Genomic DNA, 23,978 nt, shown 5'->3' on the forward strand with positions numbered 1-23,978 from the left:
TCTTTTACTAGTATTTTAACATATTTTTTGACGAATCTTCAATTTTTTTGGTATAATTTTGAGTATAAATATACATTATTGAGGATAAAATGAAAAAGAGTGAACGTCATAAACTAATTAAGCGAATGATTAAGGAAGAAAAACTGAGTACACAAAAAGATATTCAGGATCGTTTAAAGGCACAAGGCATCATTGTAACACAGACAACCCTCTCTCGGGACTTACGTGAAATTGGATTGACGAAAGCCAAGAAAAACAATGAAGTTTATTATGTTTTAGCAGATGAAACAAATAAAATCGATTTGGTTGAGTTCTTGTCTTATCATGTAGAGGGCGTTTCTCGGGCGGAATTTTCCTTGGTTCTTCATACTCGCTTAGGGGATGCTTCTATTCTGGCTAACTTTGTGGATGCCAATAAAGGTGAGCTGATTTTAGGAACGGTAGCAGGAGCTAACACGCTCTTAGTGATCTGTCGTGATACAGCAGCTGCAAAACAAATGGAAGAGCAGCTTCTTGAGAAAATGGATTAAGAGGAGAAGATGATGGAGCTGAGATAGAAGCGCTCAGCTTCCTTTATTTATATAGTTCTAATGACAAGATGTAGTGTGAGTGGGATGACGAAATCAAGTGTCTCCGAAATATTTAATTTCTGTCCGACTCTCATTGCTATTTAATAAACGGAAAGGCTGAGAATGACAAAAGAAAAACTATCTCCGGGAATGCAACAGTATTTAGATATAAAAAAAGATTATCCAGATGCTTTTTTGCTATTTCGTATGGGAGATTTTTATGAATTATTCTATGAAGATGCGATCAATGCAGCACAGATTTTAGAAATTGCTCTGACTAGCCGTAATAAAAATTCGGAAAATCCAATCCCGATGGCAGGAGTTCCCTACCATTCGGTGCAACAGTATATTGATGTTTTAATTGAAGCAGGCTATAAAGTTGCGATTGCAGAGCAAATGGAAGATCCTAAAAAAGCGGTTGGAGTAGTCAAACGCGAAGTAGTACAGGTGATTACGCCGGGGACAGTAGTTGATTCTTCAAAACCAGACAGTCAGAATAACTTTTTAGTGGCTTTGGATAAGCTGTCAGGTATATATGGGCTGGCTTATATGGATGTGGGAACGGGTGAATTTCAGGTCACAAGTCTTAGTGACTTTAACATGGTCTGTGGAGAAATCCGAAACTTGCGAGCGCGTGAAGTGGTCTTAGGGTATGAATTGTCTGAAATGGAGCGCCAAGTATTGGAGATTCAAATGAATCTCCTTTTATCGCAAGTAGAAACTACATTTGATGATGTTCAGCTACTAGGAAAGGACTTGTCGCCGCTAGAGCGCCAAGTAGCTGGAAAGTTATTACAGTATGTTCATAAAACGCAGCTACGTGAGCTTAGTCATTTGAAACAAGTTCATCATTATGAAATCAAAGATTTCTTGCAGATGGATTACTCAACTATGGCAAGTCTGGATTTAACAGAGAATGCTCGGACAGGAAAGAAGCACGGGAGCCTTTATTGGCTGATGGATGAGACTAAGACAGCTATGGGAACACGATTGTTGAGAGCGTGGATTCAACGTCCGTTGATTGATAAAGAGCGAATCGTCAAGCGGCAGGATGTAGTGCAAGTCTTTTTAGATCATTTCTTTGAACGCAGTGACTTATCAGACACTCTCAAAGGAGTGTATGATATTGAGCGTTTAGCCAGTCGGGTTTCGTTTGGCAAGACCAATCCGAAAGATCTATTACAACTTGCTGCGACATTGAGTCATGTACCACAAATTAAGGGAATCTTAAAAGGAATTGACAGCCCAGTTTTGGAAGATTTGATTGCCAAATTGGATGAAATTCCTGAATTGGCAAACTTGATTCAGTTGGCAATTTCGCCGGATGCTCCAAATGTCATTACAGAGGGTAATATTATTAAAACAGGTTTTGATGAAACCTTGGACAAGTATCGAGTGGTCATGCGAGATGGAACGAGCTGGATTGCAGATATTGAGGCGAAAGAAAGAGAAGCTAGTGGAATTAACAACCTGAAGATTGATTACAATAAAAAAGATGGTTATTATTTCCATGTCACCAATTCTCAGCTTGAACATGTTCCCAGTCATTTTTTCCGCAAGGCAACTTTGAAAAATTCGGAGCGTTTTGGTACGGAAGAACTGGCTCGTATTGAAGGTGAGATGTTGGAAGCGCGTGAAAAATCAGCTAATTTGGAATACGAGATTTTTATGCGCATTCGTGAGGAAGCTGGTAAATATATCAAACGCCTGCAATCCTTGGCGCAAACTCTGGCAACGGTTGATGTGCTGCAAAGCTTTGCAGCTGTAGCAGAAAAGCAACATTTTGTGAGACCAGAATTTATTGAGCAGCGCTCTATCCAAATTGATAAAGGGCGGCATGCGGTCGTAGAAAAAGTTATGGGTGCACAAACCTATATTCCTAATAGCATTTCAATGGATGAGAATGTTAATGTTCAGCTAATTACAGGCCCAAATATGAGTGGGAAGTCAACTTATATGCGGCAGTTAGCGATTATTGTGATTATGGCTCAAATGGGCTCTTATGTTTCAGCCGAAAGTGCCCAATTGCCGATTTTTGATGCAATCTTTACTCGAATTGGTGCAGCTGATGACTTGGTTTCTGGACAATCAACCTTTATGGTGGAAATGATGGAAGCGAACCATGCTATTTCTCAAGCAACAGAAAATTCACTCATTCTTTTTGATGAGTTAGGAAGAGGAACAGCTACCTATGATGGCATGGCGCTTGCTCAAGCTATTATTGAGTATATTCACAATCAGACAGGAGCCAAGACACTTTTTGCGACTCACTATCACGAGTTGACAGAACTGTCAACTAGCTTGACACAACTAGAAAATGTCCATGTAGCAACCCTAGAAAAAGATGGTCAAGTAACATTTCTTCATAAGATTGAGGTTGGACCTGCTGATAAATCTTATGGGATTCATGTAGCAAAAATTGCAGGTTTGCCAAATGATTTGTTGACAAGAGCGGATCAAATATTGACACGATTAGAAAGCCAAGCAAATGAGAAGTCATCTTTTGGCATCTCTAATACATTGCCTGCGGATGCTCGTGAAAAAAATCAAGTGGCTGAGCAGATGTCTTTATTTACAGAAACAACTGAATCACCTATTTTAGACGAGTTGCGCCAGTTGGACATTTATAATATGACCCCAATGGAAGTGATGTTGGCTGTGGCAGAGATAAAGAAGAAACTTTAAAATGTTGAAGCTATAGTGGATGTGACTGGCTGACAGCTTAATTTGCTGAAATGTCATACCAGAATTGCAGCTAGGGTCTCATCTTCAAACCACAACAATTTAGTAAGCTATGATCGTTTTCTATCAATCTGCATTCTAAGTTGGGCTCAAATAACCGCCGTGAGTTTTTGCACAGCGGTTATTTCTTGCTATTTGCTTTGTTTGTTTAAGTGATGATTGATTTTTTCAATTTTCTTTTTAGTCAGATAAGACAGGATTGCCCAAAGGATGAGATAAACAACAGTAAATTCTAAAATCAGCTGTAAGATAAAAATGGGTTTGCTTGGGAACCAGCCGGCCAGAAGAGCTAGAGGAATAAATCCTAAAATCATAAGTCCATAATGGCAGATAGTTGCTTTGAGGATGCTCCAATCTTTTTTGAAAAGCTCTTTTCCTAGGCTAAAGAGCAAGCCAATAAAGCTCCAGATAACTGCGCAATAGAGCACAACTAAAGCTTCATGAATATGGTGCTGTTCCATCCAAAGACCAACTGCTGAATAAGGATTAAGTGGATGATAGACAGGAGCAAAAAAGTAAGAATAGATGGTGGATAGGAGTAGCCCGATTACAGTGCCTCCTAGAGCATCTCTGAATAATGTTTTTTTCATAGCTGTAATTTCTCCTTTATGACTTTGAGATAACGGCGAGATGAATAAGTTATCTGACCGTTTTTCATTGCAATCTGAATCAGACCACTACCAGTCAATTTCAGATGATTGATATGTTCGATGTTAATGATTTCAGATTGGGAAATCTGTAGAAAATCAGTGGGAAGCAATTCCAAAACTTGATAAAGTGGAAGCCCTAAGAGATAAGTGTCTGTCGCTGTTTCAACCCAAACTTGGCGGTTTTCAGTGTAAATTCTCTGAATTTCAGCAGTATCTAATAGGTAAATCTCCTCCTCTTTTTTGGCTCGAATGGTTTTAGTGCTACCGAGATGTTGAGCAAATGTCAGTAGTTGTTGAACGGAATCCGACAAAGCAGGCGCTTCAATAATGATCTTTTCTTCTGAAAATTTTTCATCAATATGCAATTGAACTTTCATAAACATCCCTTCTTTCTAGATTGTATCTTGCCTGCTGCTGACTTTCGTTGCAAGGAGGATTCGTTTTTCCTAAGTCTATTAAACATTATTTTAGCTAGGAAAACAAGAGCTTTTGCCTAAGTGGTTGCTTTGCCTGTTTATTTGGTCCTTTCTAGGAAACGATGTGTGTTCCTCTCACACCAGACTTCTGATAGAAAAACAGCTTTATGTTATAATAATAGCTAGAATACTTACGGAGAAAACTATGTCAAAAATTATTGAACTACCAGAAAATCTTGCTAATCAGATTGCAGCAGGTGAGGTTATTGAGCGACCTAGCAGCGTTGTCAAGGAGTTAATAGAAAATTCTATTGATGCTGGTGCCACTCAGATTATAGTTGAGATTGAAGAAGCGGGACTCAGGAGCATTCAAGTCATTGATAATGGTGAAGGAATTGAGCATGAGGAGGTTTCCTTGGCTTTACGGCGGCATGCTACTAGTAAAATCAAGAAACAAGCCGACCTTTTTCGAATTCGGACATTGGGCTTTCGGGGCGAGGCACTTCCATCCATTGCCTCTGTTTCACGTTTGACGATTGAAACTGCGACAAGTAGTGGTGCACATGGAACGCTTCTGATTGCGCAAGGTGGAGAAGTTGAGACTTTAGAGCCAAGTAGCTGTCCTAGGGGCACCAAAATCAAAGTGGAAGACCTTTTTTTCAACACGCCTGCTCGCTTGAAATATATGAAAAGTCAACAAGCGGAACTATCTCACATTGTAGATGTGATTAACCGTTTGAGCTTGGCTCATCCGGAGGTCGCTTTCACTCTTGTTAATGACGGTAAAGAGATGACACGGACAGCAGGAACAGGAAATCTGCGTCAAGCAATTGCTGGCATTTATGGACTGACAACAGCCAAAAAAATGATTGAAATTTTAGCATCTGATTTGGATTTTGAAGTATCAGGCTATATTAGTTTGCCAGAATTAACAAGGGCTAATCGGAATTACATTACTATCCTCATCAATGGTCGCTACATCAAGAATTTCCTACTCAATCGAGCTATTTTAGATGGATATGGTAGCAAGCTCATGGTGGGACGTTTTCCGATTGCTGTGATTGATATTCGGATTGACCCATATCTTGCTGATGTCAATGTTCACCCGACCAAGCAAGAAGTGCGGATTTCAAAGGAGCGAGAGCTCATGGTCTTGATATCGCAAGCTATTGCTGCAAGTTTGAAAGAGCAAGATTTGATTCCGGACGCATTAGAGAATTTAGCCAAATCAACCATTAACCGAGCAATTAAGCCTGAACAGACCAGCCTCCCTCTCAAAGAGAACCGACTTTATTACGATAAAGAAAGAAATGACTTCTTTGTGAAACCACAAGTGTCAGAAGCTCAACCTTCTTTTGAGGAATCTGCCCGATTAGACCAACAATCTGCTGATACAGATGAACTCAATTCAAAAGCTGCTTCTGTCAAATTTGCAGAAAGGCAATCTCCTTCTTACAATCAACTAGATCATCCAGAGCTGGATCAGGCGAGCTTAGAGAGAGCTTTAGATAAGCTAAATGGAGAAGAAACTTCAACGTTTCCAGAATTGGAATATTTCGGGCAAATGCACGGCACCTACCTTTTTGCTCAAGGAAACGGTGGCCTTTATATTATTGACCAACATGCAGCTCAAGAGCGAGTAAAGTACGAATATTACCGTGAAAAAATCGGAGATGTAGATGCTAGTCAGCAGCAGCTTCTGGTTCCCTATATCTTTGAATTTCCAGCTGATGATATGTTGCGTCTGAAACAACGAATGACTCTTTTAGAAGAAGTCGGTGTTTTCCTTGAAGAATACGGAACTAATCAATTTATTCTTCGTGAACATCCCATTTGGCTTAAGGAAGAGGAGATCGAATCAGGTATTTATGAGATGTGCGATATGCTGCTTCTAACCAAGGAAGTCTCTATCAAGAAATATCGCGCTGAGCTGGCTATTATGATGAGTTGCAAACGCTCTATTAAAGCCAATCACAGTTTAGATGACTATTCAGCGCGTGATTTGATTTTTCAGTTATCACAATGCGACAATCCCTACAACTGCCCTCACGGTCGTCCCGTTTTGGTCAACTTCACCAAATCTGATATGGGAAAAATGTTCCGTCGGATTCAGGAAAACCATACTAGCCTGAGAGAATTGGGCAAGTATTAAAACTATTTATAAAAGCTCTAAAACAGAGAGTGGGACGATGAAATCAGTAGTTTCGTAGAAACTTGATTTCATCGTCCCACCTCCGCACAGCTCGAAAGGTTTGGGGAACCCTTCGAGGCTGGAAATAAAGTCAAGTGAAACTTGGGTCAAAAGGACTGGAAAAGTTGAGTTATCAACGTATTAGAGTCCACTCAGCAGTGATTGATTGGCACTAAAGTGCCTAATCAATTGTGCATGGGAAACTCTACATTGACTAAAGTCACTAGAGCTTCTTCAAACCACTGCGTCTTATAATTCTGACTATATAAACAAAAGAAGCTGAGCACTTTTGTCTCAGCTTCTGTTTTTAAGATTTTATCTGTAAGTGAGTTTCAGCAGTGATTTAAGATGTTTGGCTATAGGAATGGGGTTCTTGATGTTCAGCACTTTCTACTCTAAAGTTAGTTATCTGATCCAAGTAAGTTTTCTTGATGGTCAGATACCTCTTGCAGGCTAAGGCTGCGCCGGCAGATAGAAAGAAGAGGAAAAAGATGAGGGATGGATTCCAGGGAAGATAGAGTCCTCCTGCGAAAAAGAAGAGGGTGATGGCCAGAAAAAGGATATAGAGGACGTTGACCAGACCAAAGCTTCTGACCTCCTGTTGATAGCCCTCGCTTTCCGAAGTAGTCCACTTGGGTCTGGCTTCTTTCTCATCTGCCTGATCCAGTAGCAGATAATCCGTCGTCACCTGAAAGATTTTGCTCAGTTCGATGACCTTCTCGATTTCCGGCAGGGCCTGAGCAGATTCCCACTTGGAGATGCTCTGCCGGGAGACATTGACCTTTTCCGCCAGTTGATCCTGAGACCAGCCTCTTTCCTTTCGCAGTTCAAAAATTCGTTTATTGATTTGCATTTGCTAAATCTCCTTTCATATTTCTCTACTTGTATTGTACCATGATTGAGAGAACTTGAACATATAGCCAGCTTTCCTTTTTGTCAACCGGAGGTTGCGCTTTTATTTGCAGTTTCTGCGCTCAGAATATGATATACTAAAAGGGTTGAAAAGGAGAAGTCATGTACGAATATTTTAAAGGAATTTTAAGTAAAATCACAGCCAAATATATTGTAGTGGAGGTGGGGCAAATTGGCTATATCCTGCATGTGGCAAATCCCTATGCCTATTCAGGTCAGGTCAATCAGGAGATTCAAGTTTTTGTTCATCAGGTGGTCAGAGAGGATGCCCAGCTCCTCTACGGTTTTCGCACAGAGGATGAAAAGCAGCTTTTTCTCAATTTGATTTCGGTTTCTGGTATTGGACCTGTTTCTGCTCTTGCGATAATCGCTGCCGATGATAATGCCGGTTTGGTGCAGGCTATTGAGCAGAAAAACATCACTTATCTGACAAAATTTCCTAAAATCGGCAAAAAAACAGCCCAGCAGATGGTGCTGGACTTAGAAGGCAAGGTTGTGGCAACAGGTGTTGCTCCTAAGCAAGTTGCTGTTGCAGCTACTAGTGACAATCAAGAATTGGAAGAAGCCATGGAAGCCATGCTAGCTCTGGGATACAAGGCGGCTGAACTCAAGAAAATTAAGAAATTCTTTGAAGGAACCAATGATACCGCGGAAAACTATATCAAATCTGCCCTCAAAATGCTGGTAAAATAAAGGAGAAAAGATGAAACGATGTAGCTGGGTAAAAGAGAATAACCCTTTATATGTCGCTTATCATGACCAAGAGTGGGGGATTCCTTTGCATGATGAGCAGGCTTTATTTGAGTTGCTCTGCCTAGAGACCTATCAGGCAGGACTGTCTTGGGAGACTATTCTTAATAAACGAGCAGCCTTCCGACAAGCTTTTCATGGCTATGATGTTCATCAGGCGGCAGTCATGACAGATGCGGAGTTAGAAGGCATTTTACAAAATCCTGCCGTCGTCCGAAATCGTCGAAAAATCTATGCAACACGTGCCAACGCCCGAGCTTTTCTGAAAATACAGGCAGAATTTGGCAGTTTTGATCATTATATCTGGTCTTTTGTAGACTTTACACCGATTGACAATCCTGTCAAGGACTACAAGCAGATGCCCTCCAAGACTCCATTGTCTGAAAAACTGGCTAAAGATATGAAGAGACGAGGCTTTGAATTTGTAGGACCAGTCTGTGTCTATTCTTTCCTGCAGGCGGCAGGTCTCGTCAATGACCATGAGGAGACTTGCGATTTTAATCCAGCAAGAAAAACAATCAAACGATTTTAATAGCTTTGCTATCTTTTATGTGAGCAGTCAGTGCAATATTTATTGACCGATACTGTTTTATATTTTTCGTAATATTGTTGTATTTATGATGATATGACATCACTACAAAACCATGACCAAAGTTCCAATCGTAATCAAAATGCTGCCAAACAAGGATTTCATAGTAAAATCCTCGTGGAGAAAGATAAAAGCAAGAATGAGTGTGAGGACAACACTAAGTTTATCAATAGGAAGACCTTGGATGCTTCTCCCTCCTGCAATGCTCGGTAATAACAGAGCCAGGAAGCGCCCGTCGCCAATCCATATAAAATCAAGGAAATCCAACTTTTCTTGCTGATGTTAGCAAGACCGAGTTGCCCTTTGGTCAAAAAGCCCATCCCCCCAAGCCATTAAAACAACGACCACTGTCCGAATAGCTGTCGCTAGATTAGAATTGACGCCAGAAATCCCGATTTTGGCTAAGATATAAGATAGATGTTAGTGCTGCAAATAAAGCAGAAAGAAATGCAAAAACTGCCCACATCATTAAATCTCCTTAAATGTTTTGTTTTCTTTATTTTATCACATTTGATTCTATCTAACACAGCAAACTAAAGGCACTCAGGCAGTACAAAATTGTCTGTTTTTTTATATAAACCCTAGTTTTGCTAAGCTAATCCTCATTTTTGAAGAGGCTGGGGCGAAAGTCTCCAACTTCAAAGTATATAAAGCGATAAATCAATGATGTAGTAGCTGATTGCTCAAAGCACGGCTTTGTGGTGATGCGAAGCAAGTCTCAGGGTATTAGCTTTTCAAGCTCGCAAAAACACTTTTGACGAAAACTTTATTTTCTTTATCCACCGTCTCAACAGTCTCCCAGACTGTTGAGCAAGCTTGCGGAGGTGAGATTACGAACTAAAAATTTTCAAGATGAGTTCTACCTCACTCCCATAATCGAGGTAATCATATTATTGATGTGACACAATTATAGTTATAAATTAGAAGGCTGGCAATTCCAGACTTTTTCTTTTTGAAAAATTCTTAGTCTTATCAATTTGCTTACAGATTCTTTTCTTAAAATGAAGTTTTTAAGATTTTTTGTGATAAAATAAAATCAATTGCGAATAGTAAGGTAGGAGGTTCTATGAAAGCAGAAATTATTGCTGTGGGTACTGAAATTCTGACAGGTCAGATTGTCAATACAAATGCCCGATTTTTATCGGAAAAATTAGCGAGTCTGGGTGTAGATGTGTATTTCCAAACAGCGGTTGGAGATAATGAAGCTCGTCTGTTATCCATTTTAGAAATTGCTCGAAATCGTAGTAATTTGGTCATCTTAACTGGAGGATTAGGCCCAACAGAAGATGACTTGACTAAGCAAACTTTGGCAAAATTCTTAAATCGTAGGTTGGTATTTGACCGAATGGCTACGGAGAAATTGGACCACTTTTTCGCAAGTCGACCGGATTATGCTCGAACACCAAATAATGAGCGGCAAGCTCAGATAGTGGAAGGATCGACTCCTCTCCAAAACGAAACCGGACTTGCGGTGGGAGGCGTGATTGAAGTCGGTGGTGTGACTTATGTTGTTCTCCCCGGACCGCCTAGTGAATTAAAGCCTATGGTAGATAATGAGCTGGTTCCGCTGTTAGCAACTGGTCAAAAATTGTATTCAAGAGTCTTGCGATTCTTTGGTATCGGTGAAAGTCAATTAGTAACCCTTTTAGGAGATTTAATTGATAATCAGACCGATCCGACCATTGCTCCTTATGCTAAGACGGGAGAGGTGACATTGCGATTGTCCACCAAGGCTGCTAGTCAAAATGAAGCAGATATTAAGTTTGCCCATTTAGAAAAGAAAATTTTAGCTGTACAGACTTTTGAGAAACAACATTTAGCAGATCTTTTCTATGCTTATGGAGATGATAATTCTCTGGGACAAACAGCTTTTGAACTGTTGAGAAGAGCAGGAAAGACCGTCACAGCAGCTGAAAGTTTGACTGCAGGACTCTTTCAAGCAACTTTGGCAAACTTTGCTGGAGCCTCCAATGTTTTTAGTGGTGGCTTTGTTACCTACAGTATGGAGGAAAAGAGCCGAATGCTGGGCATTCCCTTGACAGACTTAGAAAAGCATGGGGTAGTTTCAGCTTTTACAGCGGAGAAAATGGCTGAGCAGGCAAGAAAATTGACCGCTAGTGACTATGCGGTGAGCTTGACAGGTGTGGCAGGTCCAGACAGCTTAGAAGGACATCCAGCAGGGACAGTTTATATCGGTTTAGCAACCACAGGGGATGTTCAGTCTATTAAGGTTAATATTGCCGGTCGCAGTCGGACAGATGTACGTAAAATAGCCGTTCTGCATGCTTTCAATCTGCTACGAAAAACTTTATTAAAAAACGAAAATATGCTACAATAATTAGATAGGCAAAAAAATAATTTATCATTATACAGGAGAAATAAATGGCGAAAAAACAAAAAAAATTAGAAGAAATTTCAAAGAAATTTGGCGAGGAACGTCAAAAAGCGCTAGACACTGCACTTAAAAATATTGAAAAAGATTTTGGTAAGGGAGCAATTATGCGCCTAGGTGAGCGTGCTGAACAAAAAGTTCAAGTCATGAGTTCAGGTAGTTTGGCATTAGATATCGCTCTTGGTGCAGGAGGGTATCCAAAGGGGCGGATTATTGAAATCTATGGACCAGAGTCTTCTGGTAAGACGACCGTAGCTCTTCATGCGGTGGCGCAGGCTCAAAAAGAAGGCGGTATTGCAGCTTTTATTGATGCAGAACACGCTCTTGATCCAGCTTATGCGCAGGCTCTTGGGGTTAATATTGATGAACTCTTACTTTCTCAACCTGACTCAGGCGAGCAAGGCCTTGAAATTGCTGGTAAATTGATTGACTCTGGTGCGATAGATTTGGTAGTTATTGACTCCGTGGCCGCCCTCGTACCGCGTGCTGAAATTGACGGAGACATTGGAGATAGCCACGTTGGCTTGCAAGCGCGGATGATGAGTCAAGCTATGCGTAAATTGTCTGCTTCTATTAACAAAACGAAGACAATTGCGATTTTCATCAACCAATTGCGTGAAAAAGTTGGTATTATGTTTGGAAATCCAGAAACAACACCTGGTGGTCGTGCCTTGAAATTCTATGCGTCTGTTCGTTTGGATGTTCGCGGAAATACCCAAATCAAGGGAACTGGTGATGAAAAAGATACCAATGTTGGTAAGGAAACTAAGATTAAGGTTGTGAAGAATAAGGTTGCTCCGCCATTCAAGGAAGCTTTCGTAGAAATCATGTATGGTGAAGGAATTTCTAAAACAGGCGAGTTGATTAAAATTGCGACAGACCTTGATATTATCAAAAAAGCGGGTGCTTGGTATTCTTATAATGATGAAAAGATTGGTCAAGGGTCTGAAAATGCTAAGAAATACTTGGCGGATCATCCAGAAATTTTTGATGAAATTGATCATAAAGTTCGAGTGCATTACGGTTTGATTGAGGATGATGCTGAAGATGAAAAAAATGCAGAAGCAACCAAATCAACAAACAAAGTAGAGGAAGTCACACTAGATTTGGATGACGCGATTGAGATTGAGGAATAATTTTTTAAAAATAGGTCGCAAGACGGAGGGATTTTGTGGTATAATATAGTATGATAATAGTACCGTGTGGCGAAAGGAGTACTTACATGATTACAATTTATACTGTCTCAAGTTGCACTAGTTGTAAAAAAGCAAAAACATGGCTCAATGCTCACCAGTTAACTTATAAAGAACAAAATCTTGGTAAAGAAGGGATTACAAAAGAAGAGTTGTTAGATATTCTAACAAAAACTGAAAATGGAGTTGCAAGTATTGTGTCTTCAAAAAATCGTTATGCAAAAGGTTTAGGCGTAGATATCGAAGAATTGAGTGTGAGTGAAGTGATTGATTTGATTATGGAAACGCCACGTATTTTGAAAAGTCCTATTCTAGTAGATGATAAACGTCTTCAAGTAGGATACAAAGAAGATGATATTCGTGCATTCTTACCTCGCTCGGTTCGTAATGTTGAAAATACAGAAGCGCGTTTACGCGCAGCCTTGTAAAGAGTGGAATTTCCACTCTTTTTTTATTTCGATGTTTATTGATATTAAAAATATGATAAAATAAAGAATGAGGAGGAGTTAATCTATGAAAAGAAGCCTGATTCTATTAACCATTATTCTTACAGTCTTAGCAGGATGTGGTCAAAAAAAAGAAACAAAATCAAAAACAAGCAAGCAATCAATTGATAGTACGTTGCCAGTTATTGCAAACGCTGAAAAAGAAACAGTTGTGACAAAAACCTTATCATTCCCTAAAACAGCTGAAGGGATTCAACAAACACAAACAATTACTTACAAAGGCGATCAATTTTTAAGTTTAACGATTGAGCAAATCATGCCGATGAAAGAAGAAATGAAAAAAGTAGTTGCGGAAGTTGGAGTTGCTGAAGCGCAAAAATTATTGGAGAAATCTTTGGCTGAAGATGAAAAATTTACACAAGCAAAAAGTTTGGAAGGTTTTTCGACCTCTTTGGAAATTATAAATGATCAAGAATTGAAGCGAGTTCATACTTTTGATTTTCAAGTTTTGGATGTTAATAAGGCCGCTGATACTGAATATTTAAAAAATATGAAATTAAAAGAATTTTTAAAAATGAAACCAAAAGAATATGTTGAAAATCAGATTGCGAGTGGTGCAACGGAAGTCAATCAATAACTGTCAATCATTGGTTGCCTTTTTAGACAGGCCGTTTTGACAACGCTTACAAAAGATGGTATACTATTCTTATAAAGCTCTAAAATACAAGGAGGATATTTTTATGAGAAAATCGGTTGTTTTGTTAGGAGCAAGTTTGTTGCTGCTCACAGCTTGTGGTCAAAAATCCGGTCAGAATCAGTCAGGGGATAGTAAGACTGGTTCGAGTGTTGTGAAAAAGGATTCTGTTGTGACCAAGTCTTTTCAACAAAAACAGACTGTCCAAGGGATTGAACAAACACTTACGCAAACTATTTCTTATGAAGGAAAAACCTTTAAGAAGTTTGTGATAAATCTTGAACAAATACTTCCTGAAAATATGAAGAGTGTATTAGCGGGTCAAGATTTAGAAAGCACTAAGCCGCACTTGATTTCTGCTTTTGAAAAGGCCGCAGGATTGGATAAATTTAAGTCTTTGGGCGGTGTTGATGTTAAAACAGACATTACAAAAGACTATATTATTAAAGTTACAATCAATATTGATATGAGCAAAATCAACCTTGATGAAGCATCAAAACTAGATACATATGGCTCTATGTTTTCAACTATTAAAAATTTAACACCAAAACAATATATTGAGTCTGTCAAGGCAGCTGGAGCTAAAGAAGTTGCAAATCCATGATTTTATAGGTGTATAATGAAACAAAAAGAGGCTGGGACAAAAGTCCTTAACCTCGTCAGATTTTTATGAGTTTCTTGCAAGTCGCAGTGGTTGAGTGGGTTCTATTCGGTTGATAAATAAACCTTTACATCCCTACTCAACTGTGCGGGGGTGGGACGACAAAATCAAATTTCTTCGAAATTACCGATTTTTGTCCCACTCCCTTTTTCAACCTCTTTCATTTGTGAAAAGTATTGAAATGTGCTATAATATGGATATTCTAGTGAAAGAAGGTGTAATTGTGGGATTTACAGATGAGACAGTACGTTTTAATCTTGATGATTCAAACAAAAAAGAGATTAGTGAAACATTGAAAGATGTCTATGTGTCGCTGAATGAAAAGGGCTATAACCCAATCAACCAAATCGTAGGATACGTGCTTAGTGGTGATCCTGCGTATGTACCTCGCTACAATAATGCACGAAATCAAATTCGTAAATATGAACGTGATGAGATTGTAGAAGAATTAGTTCGTTATTATTTGAAAGGGCAAGGCATTGATCTCTAATGAGAATTATGGGGTTAGATGTTGGTTCAAAAACAGTTGGTGTCGCAGTTAGTGATCCACTTGGTTTTACAGCTCAAGGACTTGAAATTATTCCTATTGATGAAGAAAAAGGGGAATTTGGTTTTGATCGTTTGAGTGAGCTTGTAAAAGAATATAAGGTTAATAAGTTCGTTGTAGGACTCCCTAAAAATATGAACAATACAAGCGGACCACGTGTAGAAGCAAGTCAAGCTTATGGTGCTAAGATTGAGCAATTATTTCATTTGCCAGTTGAATACCAAGATGAGCGTCTAACAACGGTAGCTGCGGAAAGAATGCTGATTGAGCAAGCGGATGTGAGTAGAAAGAAGCGAAAAAAAGTGATTGATAAGCTCGCAGCGCAGCTCATATTGCAGAATTATTTAGATCGAAATTTTTAATAATAAAGGAGAAAACATGGCACACGATCATAACCATGACCATGAACACGAAGAGCGTGAGTTGATTACGCTAGTAGACGAGCAAGGAAATGAAACTTTGTTTGAAATTCTCTTGACCATTGACGGAAAAGAAGAATTTGGTAAAAACTATGTTCTCTTAATTCCAGCTAGCGCAGAAGAAGATGAAAATGGCGAGGTAGAAATTCAAGCTTACTCGTTTACTGAAAATGAGGACGGAACAGAAGGCGATTTGCAACCAATCCCAGAAGATTCAGATGCTGAATGGGATATGATTGAAGAAGTTTTCAATAGCTTTATGGAAGAATAAAAATTGCGTACACTAGCTTTTCGTATTCCAGACGATGAAGAGATTAAAAGGCTGTGTGAATCGTTATTTTATGGTATACGAATGAGTGGTTGGTTAATTCCCATGTGGAGCAAGAGTTCCAGCCATTCAAGTAAATTGTGGGGTGTGACATGAACCAAAGTCTGGTTCTGTTTCACTCCCTTTTTGCTGGGAGAAGAATATGAATGAAATTGAAACGTGGCTAGAGAGTCGCATTGGTTTAAATTTTCGCTCTGGTTTAGAGCGAATGAGACAGGCTATAAGTCTTTTGGATCATCCGGAAGAAAATTATCCCATTATTCATGTGACAGGAACGAACGGAAAAGGCTCAAGCATTGCTTTTATGAGTCAATTATTTGCAGAGCATAAAAAGAAGGTGGGAACCTTTACGTCACCTCATATGGTGAGCATTTATGATCGGATTTGTGTCAATCATAAACCAATCTCTGACAAGGATTTTGTTAGAATTGGGCGTCGTATTCAAGCAATGGAAAGGCAACTTTTGCGGACACAAGATTCATTATCTTATTTTGAAATTTTAACACTCATAGCTTTATTGTATTTCGAAGAAGAGCAGGTAGATGTGGCTTTAATTGAGGTGGGAATTGGTGGACTTTTAGATGCAACAAATGTAGTGATAGGAGATGTTGCGGTTGTAACGTCTGTAGGATTGGATCATCAAGAAACATTAGGAGACTCCATAGTAGCAATTGCGGAGCAGAAAGCAGGAATTTTCAAGAAAAAGGAACGAGCTGTTATCGGGCCGCTGGCTGAAGAAGCTAGAAGGGTCTGCGAATTGCGCGCAGATGAGTTGGGAGTCGTTTTGTATGAACACGGTAGGGATTTTTCATTTTCAAAAGGACAATTTTCTAATCAAGATAAAATGATAGTTGGCTTACAGCTGGGTCTCAAAGGTACTTATCAGGAAGAAAATGCAGCTGTTGCTTTGCAAAGTTTTCTTTTATTCATGAAACAGCAAAATTGGCAACCACAAGTAAAATGGATACGCAAGGCTTTGCAAGAGACCCATTGGGCAGGGAGACTGGAATATTTTGAGAGAGGAATTTATTTGGACGGGGCTCACAATTTACCCGCTTTGTCACGTTTGGTGGAGTTTATTCGCCAGCAAGGACAAAAAGAAATCTTTCTCTTATTCGGTGCTTTGAAACGCAAAAATTATCAGGGGATGCTGTCTTATCTTCAGCAGGAATTGCCTCATGTGCAGTTGTTCGTAACGACTTTTGAGGATGACGGTGCAGCAAATGAACAGGACTTTACAAATGGTCTCTACATTGCCTCTTATCAGGACTTTATCGAACAATTTATTAAAAGCGCTAATGACAATCAGCTCCTTTTTGTAACAGGTTCTCTTTATTTTATTGCGGAAGTTCGTGCTTTTCTTTTGGAGAAAGAAATTGACTGATTAGAATGGTGAATGGTATAATAGAAATGTAAGTAAAGGAGGATAAAAATGGCACAATTAAAGAAATTCAGCTACGTCGCATTTTTTCTGATAGGACTTATCATTTTGACATCGTGTACCAAGTCTAACCAAACTTCACCGTCCTCTCAATCTGTCTCAAGCAGCCAATCAACTACAGTCTCAAGTGAGAGTAGTGATTCGCCAACTATTGCAGAAAATTCGTCAGAAAAATTAGACGGTACTTATAAAGGTATGGACGAAGAAGATGAGATTACTTTGGTTATCAAAGGAAATAGTGGTACGTGGACAGAAAAAGAGCCAAACGGTAAAGAGAAAGTAAAACAGGTGAGCATTGATCCGACAAATCAGCGAATGACGATTGGTGATGACATTGAGCGTTATATGATTGATGGCAAACGGTTAACGATTGAGGATATTGAGCAAGAAAATGGAGAAAATGATACAGTCGTTTTAACGAAGCAATAGCCTGTCTGGGACTGGAGCAAATTTTAGCCACTCTCCAGATTGTTGAAGCATGCGGGAGTGAAAAGGGAACAGGCAATATGTCAGTTAGCACTTAGAATAAGGGAGTGAGGAAAAGTTGATGGTTACGAACCACAACTTTTCTTTTACTCTTTTTTGCTCTAATGAAAAAATACTTTGAATATCGAATAATGAGTGATTCTGGCTTGATTTATTAGGAAATCCCCGTTATACTAGTACTAAGTAAAAACAGGGAGAGAAAATGAATCTTAGGAAATTTCAGCTATTGATGTCAAAATATGGTTTCAGTATTATTATCATGGTACTAGAACTTGCACTCATTTTTTGGTTTTTCTTTTGGCTTGGTCGCTGGACACCTACTTTATGGATTGTCTTTGTGATTTTATTCAGTCTGGCAACGATTTTAGCGATTGTCAATCGCTCAATGACACCAGAAAGCAAAGTAACTTGGCTCTTGGTAGCGTTTGTTCCAGTCATTGGTCCCTTGCTTTATTTGATGTTTGGTGAGCGCCGATTGTCCAGAAGTGAGCTGAAACAGTTGAAAAATATGGATCAGATGAAATTTCGTGAGGACAATAGCTATGAGTTGCGGTTAGACTTGAAAAAGACAGATAAATCAGCTTACGGGATTATTAAGTCGCTTCTCAGCATGGATCATAATGCGGATGTTTACGACGGCACGGAATCGCAATTTTTCCCTTTGGGAGAAGAGATGTTCCAGAAAATGCTGGAAGATTTACGCAAAGCAGAAAAATTTATTTTTTTAGAATATTACATTGTGGAAGAAGGTATCATGTGGAATAGTATTTTGGATATTCTGCGTGAAAAGGCAGCCCAAGGTGTGGAAGTGAAAATGCTCTATGATGACATTGGCTGTATGGCAACTCTTCCGGGAGATTATACTAGCCGATTGCAGGCTATGGGGATTGACGCTCATAAGTTTAACAAAGTGATTCCGCGGATGACGGTGGCTTATAATAATCGAGATCATCGTAAAATTCTCGTCGTTGACGGGCAGATTGGCTATACTGGTGGCATCAATCTGGCAGATGAATATATCAATCACATCGAGCGATTTGGTCACTGGAAAGACGGTGGGATTCGTCTGAACGGGCGCGCTGTAAAAGCCTTGACACGGCTGTTTCTGATGAACTGGTATATCAACCGTGGGAAAATCAGTGATTTCGATCGCTATCATTTGGACAACAAAGCTGTAGATGCGTCAGGGCTCTATATTCCGTATGGAAGCGGCCCGAAGCCCATGTATAAAGCTCAAGTGGGTAAAAATGTCTATCAAAATATAATCAGCCAGGCGACAGATTATGTGTATATTGCCACGCCGTATTTAATCATTGATTATGATTTGACGGAAGACATCAAAAATGCTGCTATGCGGGGGGTAGATGTCCGCATTGTGACACCTTATATTCCGGATAAAAAAATCATTCAGCTTATTACGCGAGGAGCTTATCCTGATTTAATGGCGGCTGGGGTTCGGATTTATGAGTATACACCGGGCTTTATTCACAGTAAGCATGTAGTGGCTGATGATGATTTTGGTGTTGTCGGAACAATCAATTTTGATTACCGCAGCTTAGTTCATCACTATGAAAATGCTGTTTTGATGTATAAAACGCCTTCTATGTTTGACTTGAAGCGAGATTTTGAGGAATTGTTTGAAACCTCACAAGAAATACATGAAGATACCATTAAAAATACCTGGTATCAACGCTTGATTAAAGAAATTGTCGAATTATTTGCACCGATGCTATAAAATTCTTCTTGCAATAAGAGGAATTTTTCTTTTTTACGAATAATCTAGTAAAAGGAGGCAGAATGGTTATCGATTTAACAAGTGAAGAAAAGGAATTTTTGAAAGAGTATGCGGCTGTAAGTTATCATCGTTTTCGAGAATTGGAATACTACACTTTACTTTTGCAAAAGATGCAGAACCTGTCAGAATCAAGCTGACAGATAGGGAAGATTTTGATATACTAGATAAGACTGATATCAAGGAGAATCTTTATGTACGATACAATGCCTGAACAAGAGATGAAAGAGACAGTAGTAGAGACGCTTCACGAAGAGAACGAAAAAAAATCGGTTTTTATAGAGCCAATGTCGACTCCTTTTGTCGTTTTATTTTTGTGGAGCTTATTATTGAGCGTTTTAAGTGTTGCCAATCCATTTTTGACCAACCTTGCTACTAATCTGCAATCTCAAAATTTATATGCAGGTTGGGCAATGGCGCAAGGGCAGGTTATTTATGGAAATATTTATGGAACGAGTGGTCTGCTTTATTATCTAGCTAATTGGGCGGGTAGTCTCTTCATGGGCAATATTTTCTTTGCGGCAATGCAATGCTTGGCTTTGTTTGTTGCAGGAATTTATCTGTTTAAAATCGTATATCAATTAACAGCTGTAAAAAACACTTCTATCAAAATCCTTTCTTTATTCTATTGTTTGACGCTCGCTTTAGGCTGGGGCGGCTTATACTCTAGTATTTTTGCTTTCCCATTTGTCTTTGGGTCGCTGTACTTTCTGATGCGTTATGTGACAGGAGAAGCAAGCGACAGAGGTTTTATTGGCTTTGGAGCACTTGGTGCGCTGATGTTTATGATTGATCCGGTGACGAGCCTTGTATTTTATTTGGTGACTTTCCTTGCTCTGCTAGTTTATAATATTTGGGCAAAGAAAAAAGCGCACGGTCTGTATCAATTATTTGCCATTTTGGTAGGATTCTCGCTTGTATTTTATCCGCTAGGTTATTATACGGTTTTGAATGGCAGTTTTGGGCTCGCCGTTAGTCAGATTCTTTATCCTTGGGATAGCTTGCATTTTTCAGGACAGCATTTATTGTACAATGGTTTGCTTTATGGTGGGCTCATTATTGGGCTTGGCGTAGTTGTGACTTGGGTGAGAAGTTTTTCATTGCCAACGAATTCTTTAGAACAATTTCTACAACTCTTTAGTTTTTTAGCCTCTCTCTTTCTTGTTGTGTTTGTTTTCTTTTTGCCAGATCGGGGAGCTTATCAACTGTTGCCGATTTTGCCATTTTTTATGGTTCTAGTCAGTATATGGCTTGGGAAACAGTCATTCCATAGAGGTGGAAGGCACAGTAGAGTTCAAAAATCTTCGTCTGCTTTCGGAACTTATATCACAAAGAATGCTTTTTTACCGCTTCTAGCCATGATTTACTTAATTGGTTCTCCGTTTGTCAATCAGTATGTTTTATCGACAGGCGAAACAAGTGAGCGTATTTCTGCGGCAAATTATATCAAGAGCAAATCAAAGAATACTGATAAAATCTATGCTTGGGACACAACGGCAGCTCTCTACCAAGCGAGTGGGCGCCTATCTGCGGTACCGATTTTAACCCCTAGCTTGTACCAAGGAACAGATGAAAATCAAATGTCCCTAGTGAATAGCTTGAAAGAAACGATACCAACTTATATTTTGGTCAACAATCAAGTACCTCTTCTGCAAGATATCAAAAAACAATTAAAAGAAAATTATCAGCAGACAGACCTAAAACTCAATCATTTCAAGCTCTATAAGTTGAAATAACAAATCAATATCTTGTGTTTAAAATAAAATTTAAAGTTTTTCACCACAAGATATTGAATTTTTTTATTGGAGTGATATAATATGTTTTATACGAATGGAGGAGCTCATGATTGCATTAAAAGAAGAAACAGTACAAGGATTTGCTGATATTTATGTAGAAAAGCGTGACGGTCGTCGTGTGGCGTTTGACGCAGACAAGATCTACAAAGCTCTTGTCAAGGCTAGCCAAGAAGTAACGACGATGACTCCGTTGTTAGAAGCAAAACTTGAAGGTATTACCAATAAAATCGTAGCAGAAGTGATTTCACGTTTTCCTGCGGGCGTTAAAATCTATGAAATTCAAAATATCGTGGAACACGAATTACTGAATGCCAATGAATACGCCATTGCAGAAAGTTATATTACTTACCGCACACAACGTGATTTTGCGCGCTCAAAAGCAACAGATATTAACTTTACAATCGGAAAATTGCTTAACAAAGACCAAGCAGTTGTCAATGAAAACGCCAATAAAGATAGCGATGTTTTCAACACCCAGCGTGATTTGACGGCGGGAATTGTTGGGAAATCGATTGGTTTGCAAATGCTGCCACCACATGTGGCAAATGCACATCAAAAAGGAGACATCCACTATCACGATTTGGATTACAGTCCTTATACACCGATGACGAATTGCTGTTTGATTGATTTTAAGGGCATGTTGGCAAATGGCTTTAAGATTGGAAATGCTGAAGTCGAAAGTCCAAAGTCGATTCAAACTGCGACTGCGCAAATCTCTCAAATCATTGCCAATGTTGCATCTAGCCAATATGGTGGTTGCTCTGCTGACCGAATTGATGAAGTTTTGGCGCCTTATGCTGAAAAAAATTATGAAAAACATTTGAAGGATGCGCGTGAATGGGTGCTTCCTGAAAAGCAAGAAGAGTTTGCCTGGACAAAGACTAAAAAAGACATTTATGATGCCATGCAATCTTTGGAGTATGAAATCAATACCTTGTTTACATCAAATGGACAAACGCCATTTACCTCACTTGGCTTTGGGCTTGGAACCAATCGTTTTGAGCGTGAAATTCAAAAAGCTATTCTTCAAATCCGCATCAAAGGTCTTGGCTCTGAGCACCGTACAGCCATCTTCCCTAAATTGATTTTCACGCTGAAGCGTGGATTGAATTTAGAACCCGGTAGTCCAAACTACGACATTAAGCAGTTGGCCTTGGAATGCGCTACGAAGCGGATGTATCCGGATGTCTTGTCTTACGACAAGATTGTGGAATTAACGGGTTCTTTCAAAGTTCCAATGGGTTGCCGTTCTTTCTTACAAGGTTGGAAAGATGAAAATGGTCAAGAAGTCAATTCTGGTCGTATGAATCTTGGGGTTGTAACTGTCAACCTTCCAAGAATTGCCCTCGAATCTGAAGGTAATATGGATAAATTCTGGGAAATCTTCAATGAACGGATGAACATTGCTGAAGATGCCCTTGTCTATCGTGTGGAACGTACAAAAGAAGCGACGCCAGCTAATGCTCCTATCCTTTATCAATATGGCGCTTTTGGGCAACGTCTTGGTAAATATGACAAGGTAGATCAACTCTTTAAACATCGCAGAGCAACGGTTTCTCTTGGCTATATCGGTCTGTATGAAGTAGCGACTGTCTTTTATGGTGGTGAATGGGAACACAATCCAGAAGCTAAGAAATTTACAGTAGACATTGTTCGTGAAATGAAACGCCGTGTCGAAGAGTGGTCTGACCAATATGATTATCACTTCTCAGTTTACTCCACACCGTCTGAAAGTCTGACCGATCGCTTCTGTCGTCTGGATACAGAAAAATTTGGTCTGGTAAAAGATATTACAGATAAGGAATACTATACGAATAGTTTCCACTATGATGTCCGTAAAAATCCGACACCGTTTGAAAAATTAGATTTTGAAAAAGATTATCCAGCGGCGGGTGCGTCAGGCGGCTTTATCCACTACTGTGAATATCCTGTTCTACAACAGAATCCAAAGGCGCTTGAATCAGTCTGGGACTATGCTTACGATCGTGTGGGCTATCTGGGAACCAATACTCCGATTGACCATTGCTACAAGTGCGATTTTGAAGGGGATTTCACACCAACAGAGCGCGGATTTACTTGTCCAAACTGTGGCAATAGCGATCCAAAGACAGTTGATGTTGTCAAGCGGACTTGTGGTTATCTTGGTAACCCTCAAGCTCGTCCAATGGTGAATGGGCGCCACAAGGAAATTTCAGCTCGTGTTAAACATATGAATGGCTCAACGATTAAATTTGAAGGACATCATGTAGAAAAGTAGGAACTTTCATGGGAAAATATCAATTAGACGATAAAGGAAAAGCACAAGTGACACGCTATCATGAAAAGCATTCCAAAGGCGGAGTCAATAAAAAAGATCTTGTTGCAAATTTGCGAGAACAATTCTTACAAAAAACAAAGAAAAAATAGGAGAAAGAGTGAGGTTTGCATGAAGCTAGTCTCACTCTCTTTCTATCAAGGTGAGAAAAATGGAATTAAGACGACCAGGATTAGAAGATAAAGAGGCGGTGATAGACCTCATACTAGAATTTGAAAGGTCGAATGCTGCACACGATGGCGGTTTTTGGGACAAGGAAAATTTCGTTTATGAAGATTGGATTGCTGGAAACCAAGATGCGGAAATGGGTCTCAATATTCCTAATACATGGGTGCCGGCTATACAGTTTGTTGCCTTTGATAAAGGACAGGCTGTTGGCTTTCTAAATTTACGCTTGCGTCTGAATGAACATTTACGCGGACATGGCGGTCATATTGGTTATAGCGTTCGTCCAACTATGCAGGGGAAGGGCTATGCGACCGCTATGTTGAAAGAAGGGCTTCTTGTCGCTGCTTCAAAGAATATCCACCGAGTGCTAGTTACTTGTGCGGAGGACAATTCTGCTAGTAGGGCAGTTATTTTAAAAAACGGGGGCATATTAGAAGACATCCGACAGGGCACCGAACGCTATTGGATAGATTTGAATTAGG

The 23,978-nt window shown here is 39.5% G+C and carries 24 protein-coding genes and 1 pseudogene; 21 read left to right on the forward strand and 4 right to left on the reverse strand.

Going from position 1 to position 23,978, the window contains the following annotated elements:
- Nucleotides 1-89 precede the first annotated feature (89 nt).
- Nucleotides 90-530: an arginine repressor gene (gene argR, locus HMPREF2634_RS03745; RefSeq protein ID WP_003027809.1), complete on the forward strand. Its 441-nt coding sequence runs from the start codon at nt 90-92 to the stop codon at nt 528-530.
- A 162-nt stretch (nt 531-692) separates the two neighbouring features.
- Nucleotides 693-3,254, forward strand: coding sequence for a DNA mismatch repair protein MutS (mutS, locus tag HMPREF2634_RS03750; protein WP_057489838.1), 2,562 nt, complete (start codon nt 693-695; stop codon nt 3,252-3,254).
- A 188-nt stretch (nt 3,255-3,442) separates the two neighbouring features.
- Here the strand turns inward: mutS and HMPREF2634_RS03755 are convergent, their stop codons facing one another.
- Together HMPREF2634_RS03755 and HMPREF2634_RS03760 are read right to left on the reverse strand one after the other, a co-directional pair.
- On the reverse strand, nt 3,443-3,901 hold the full coding sequence (locus HMPREF2634_RS03755; protein WP_021002204.1) for a DUF3021 domain-containing protein: 459 nt from the start codon (nt 3,899-3,901) through the stop codon (nt 3,443-3,445).
- Nucleotides 3,898-4,338, reverse strand: a complete 441-nt coding sequence (locus HMPREF2634_RS03760) for a LytTR family DNA-binding domain-containing protein (protein WP_041784066.1) — start codon at nt 4,336-4,338, stop codon at nt 3,898-3,900. Before HMPREF2634_RS03760 ends, HMPREF2634_RS03755 begins: the two co-directional genes overlap by 4 nt.
- Nucleotides 4,339-4,582: 244 nt before the next feature.
- On the opposite strand from HMPREF2634_RS03760, the gene mutL reads away from it, so the two are divergent.
- Nucleotides 4,583-6,529, forward strand: a complete 1,947-nt coding sequence (mutL, locus tag HMPREF2634_RS03765; RefSeq protein ID WP_003026650.1) for a DNA mismatch repair endonuclease MutL — start codon at nt 4,583-4,585, stop codon at nt 6,527-6,529.
- 382 nt (nt 6,530-6,911) lie between these two features.
- On the opposite strand, the gene HMPREF2634_RS03770 is transcribed toward mutL, so the two are convergent.
- Nucleotides 6,912-7,421, reverse strand: coding sequence for a helix-turn-helix domain-containing protein (locus HMPREF2634_RS03770; RefSeq protein WP_003026648.1), 510 nt, complete (start codon nt 7,419-7,421; stop codon nt 6,912-6,914).
- Nucleotides 7,422-7,582: 161 nt separating this feature from the next.
- On the opposite strand from HMPREF2634_RS03770, the gene ruvA reads away from it, so the two are divergent.
- Both ruvA and HMPREF2634_RS03780 read left to right on the forward strand, forming a co-directional pair.
- The gene (gene ruvA / locus HMPREF2634_RS03775; RefSeq protein WP_021002202.1) at nt 7,583-8,173 is read left to right on the forward strand and encodes a Holliday junction branch migration protein RuvA; all 591 of its coding nucleotides are present in this window, start codon (nt 7,583-7,585) and stop codon (nt 8,171-8,173) included.
- Between the two features lie 10 nt (nt 8,174-8,183).
- Nucleotides 8,184-8,762 (forward strand): DNA-3-methyladenine glycosylase I, encoded by a 579-nt coding sequence (locus HMPREF2634_RS03780; RefSeq protein ID WP_021002201.1) that lies wholly within the window; start codon nt 8,184-8,186, stop codon nt 8,760-8,762.
- A 102-nt stretch (nt 8,763-8,864) separates the two neighbouring features.
- Here the strand turns inward: HMPREF2634_RS03780 and HMPREF2634_RS03785 are convergent.
- Nucleotides 8,865-9,285, reverse strand: a pseudogene (locus HMPREF2634_RS03785) (EamA family transporter).
- A 600-nt stretch (nt 9,286-9,885) separates the two neighbouring features.
- On the opposite strand from HMPREF2634_RS03785, the gene HMPREF2634_RS03790 reads away from it, so the two are divergent.
- The 16 genes from HMPREF2634_RS03790 to HMPREF2634_RS03855 all read left to right on the forward strand — a co-directional run bounded on the left by HMPREF2634_RS03790 (nt 9,886) and on the right by HMPREF2634_RS03855 (nt 23,977).
- Nucleotides 9,886-11,157, forward strand: a complete 1,272-nt coding sequence (locus tag HMPREF2634_RS03790) for a competence/damage-inducible protein A (RefSeq protein WP_021002200.1) — start codon at nt 9,886-9,888, stop codon at nt 11,155-11,157.
- 44 nt (nt 11,158-11,201) lie between these two features.
- Nucleotides 11,202-12,347, forward strand: coding sequence for a recombinase RecA (recA, locus tag HMPREF2634_RS03795; protein WP_021002199.1), 1,146 nt, complete (start codon nt 11,202-11,204; stop codon nt 12,345-12,347).
- 86 nt (nt 12,348-12,433) lie between these two features.
- The gene (gene spx / locus HMPREF2634_RS03800) at nt 12,434-12,832 is read left to right on the forward strand and encodes a transcriptional regulator Spx (RefSeq protein WP_003026638.1); all 399 of its coding nucleotides are present in this window, start codon (nt 12,434-12,436) and stop codon (nt 12,830-12,832) included.
- Between the two features lie 85 nt (nt 12,833-12,917).
- The gene (locus HMPREF2634_RS03805; protein WP_003026634.1) at nt 12,918-13,487 is read left to right on the forward strand and encodes an SP0191 family lipoprotein; all 570 of its coding nucleotides are present in this window, start codon (nt 12,918-12,920) and stop codon (nt 13,485-13,487) included.
- A gap of 103 nt (nt 13,488-13,590) precedes the next feature.
- Nucleotides 13,591-14,148, forward strand: coding sequence for an SP0191 family lipoprotein (locus tag HMPREF2634_RS03810; protein ID WP_003026633.1), 558 nt, complete (start codon nt 13,591-13,593; stop codon nt 14,146-14,148).
- A 280-nt stretch (nt 14,149-14,428) separates the two neighbouring features.
- Nucleotides 14,429-14,695, forward strand: coding sequence for an IreB family regulatory phosphoprotein (locus HMPREF2634_RS03815; RefSeq protein ID WP_009569646.1), 267 nt, complete (start codon nt 14,429-14,431; stop codon nt 14,693-14,695).
- Nucleotides 14,695-15,114: a Holliday junction resolvase RuvX gene (gene ruvX, locus HMPREF2634_RS03820; RefSeq protein ID WP_003026628.1), complete on the forward strand. Its 420-nt coding sequence runs from the start codon at nt 14,695-14,697 to the stop codon at nt 15,112-15,114. Before HMPREF2634_RS03815 ends, ruvX begins: the two co-directional genes overlap by 1 nt.
- A gap of 16 nt (nt 15,115-15,130) precedes the next feature.
- A complete protein-coding gene (locus HMPREF2634_RS03825; protein WP_003027765.1) occupies nt 15,131-15,442 on the forward strand; it encodes a DUF1292 domain-containing protein in 312 nt (103 codons plus the stop codon).
- A 199-nt stretch (nt 15,443-15,641) separates the two neighbouring features.
- A complete protein-coding gene (locus HMPREF2634_RS03830) occupies nt 15,642-16,883 on the forward strand; it encodes a bifunctional folylpolyglutamate synthase/dihydrofolate synthase (RefSeq protein ID WP_021002196.1) in 1,242 nt (413 codons plus the stop codon).
- A 48-nt stretch (nt 16,884-16,931) separates the two neighbouring features.
- Complete coding sequence (locus tag HMPREF2634_RS03835) at nt 16,932-17,369, forward strand: SP_0198 family lipoprotein (RefSeq protein WP_057489837.1); 438 nt, start codon at nt 16,932-16,934, stop codon at nt 17,367-17,369.
- Between the two features lie 259 nt (nt 17,370-17,628).
- Nucleotides 17,629-19,161 (forward strand): cardiolipin synthase, encoded by a 1,533-nt coding sequence (gene cls / locus HMPREF2634_RS03840; protein WP_003026621.1) that lies wholly within the window; start codon nt 17,629-17,631, stop codon nt 19,159-19,161.
- Between the two features lie 62 nt (nt 19,162-19,223).
- A complete protein-coding gene (locus tag HMPREF2634_RS10160) occupies nt 19,224-19,358 on the forward strand; it encodes a hypothetical protein (RefSeq protein WP_021002194.1) in 135 nt (44 codons plus the stop codon).
- 54 nt (nt 19,359-19,412) lie between these two features.
- Entirely contained in the window at nt 19,413-20,954 is a 1,542-nt protein-coding gene (locus HMPREF2634_RS03845) for a hypothetical protein (RefSeq protein WP_057489836.1), read from the forward strand.
- Nucleotides 20,955-21,060: 106 nt separating this feature from the next.
- Nucleotides 21,061-23,271 (forward strand): anaerobic ribonucleoside-triphosphate reductase, encoded by a 2,211-nt coding sequence (nrdD, locus tag HMPREF2634_RS03850; protein WP_003026617.1) that lies wholly within the window; start codon nt 21,061-21,063, stop codon nt 23,269-23,271.
- Nucleotides 23,272-23,279: 8 nt separating this feature from the next.
- Nucleotides 23,280-23,420, forward strand: coding sequence for a hypothetical protein (locus HMPREF2634_RS09895; RefSeq protein ID WP_021002192.1), 141 nt, complete (start codon nt 23,280-23,282; stop codon nt 23,418-23,420).
- 59 nt (nt 23,421-23,479) lie between these two features.
- The gene (locus HMPREF2634_RS03855; RefSeq protein ID WP_003026614.1) at nt 23,480-23,977 is read left to right on the forward strand and encodes a GNAT family N-acetyltransferase; all 498 of its coding nucleotides are present in this window, start codon (nt 23,480-23,482) and stop codon (nt 23,975-23,977) included.
- Nucleotide 23,978: the final 1 nt, after the last annotated feature.

This window comes from Streptococcus sp. HMSC034B03 (assembly GCF_001838575.1).
GTDB classification, from domain to species: domain Bacteria; phylum Bacillota; class Bacilli; order Lactobacillales; family Streptococcaceae; genus Streptococcus; species Streptococcus anginosus.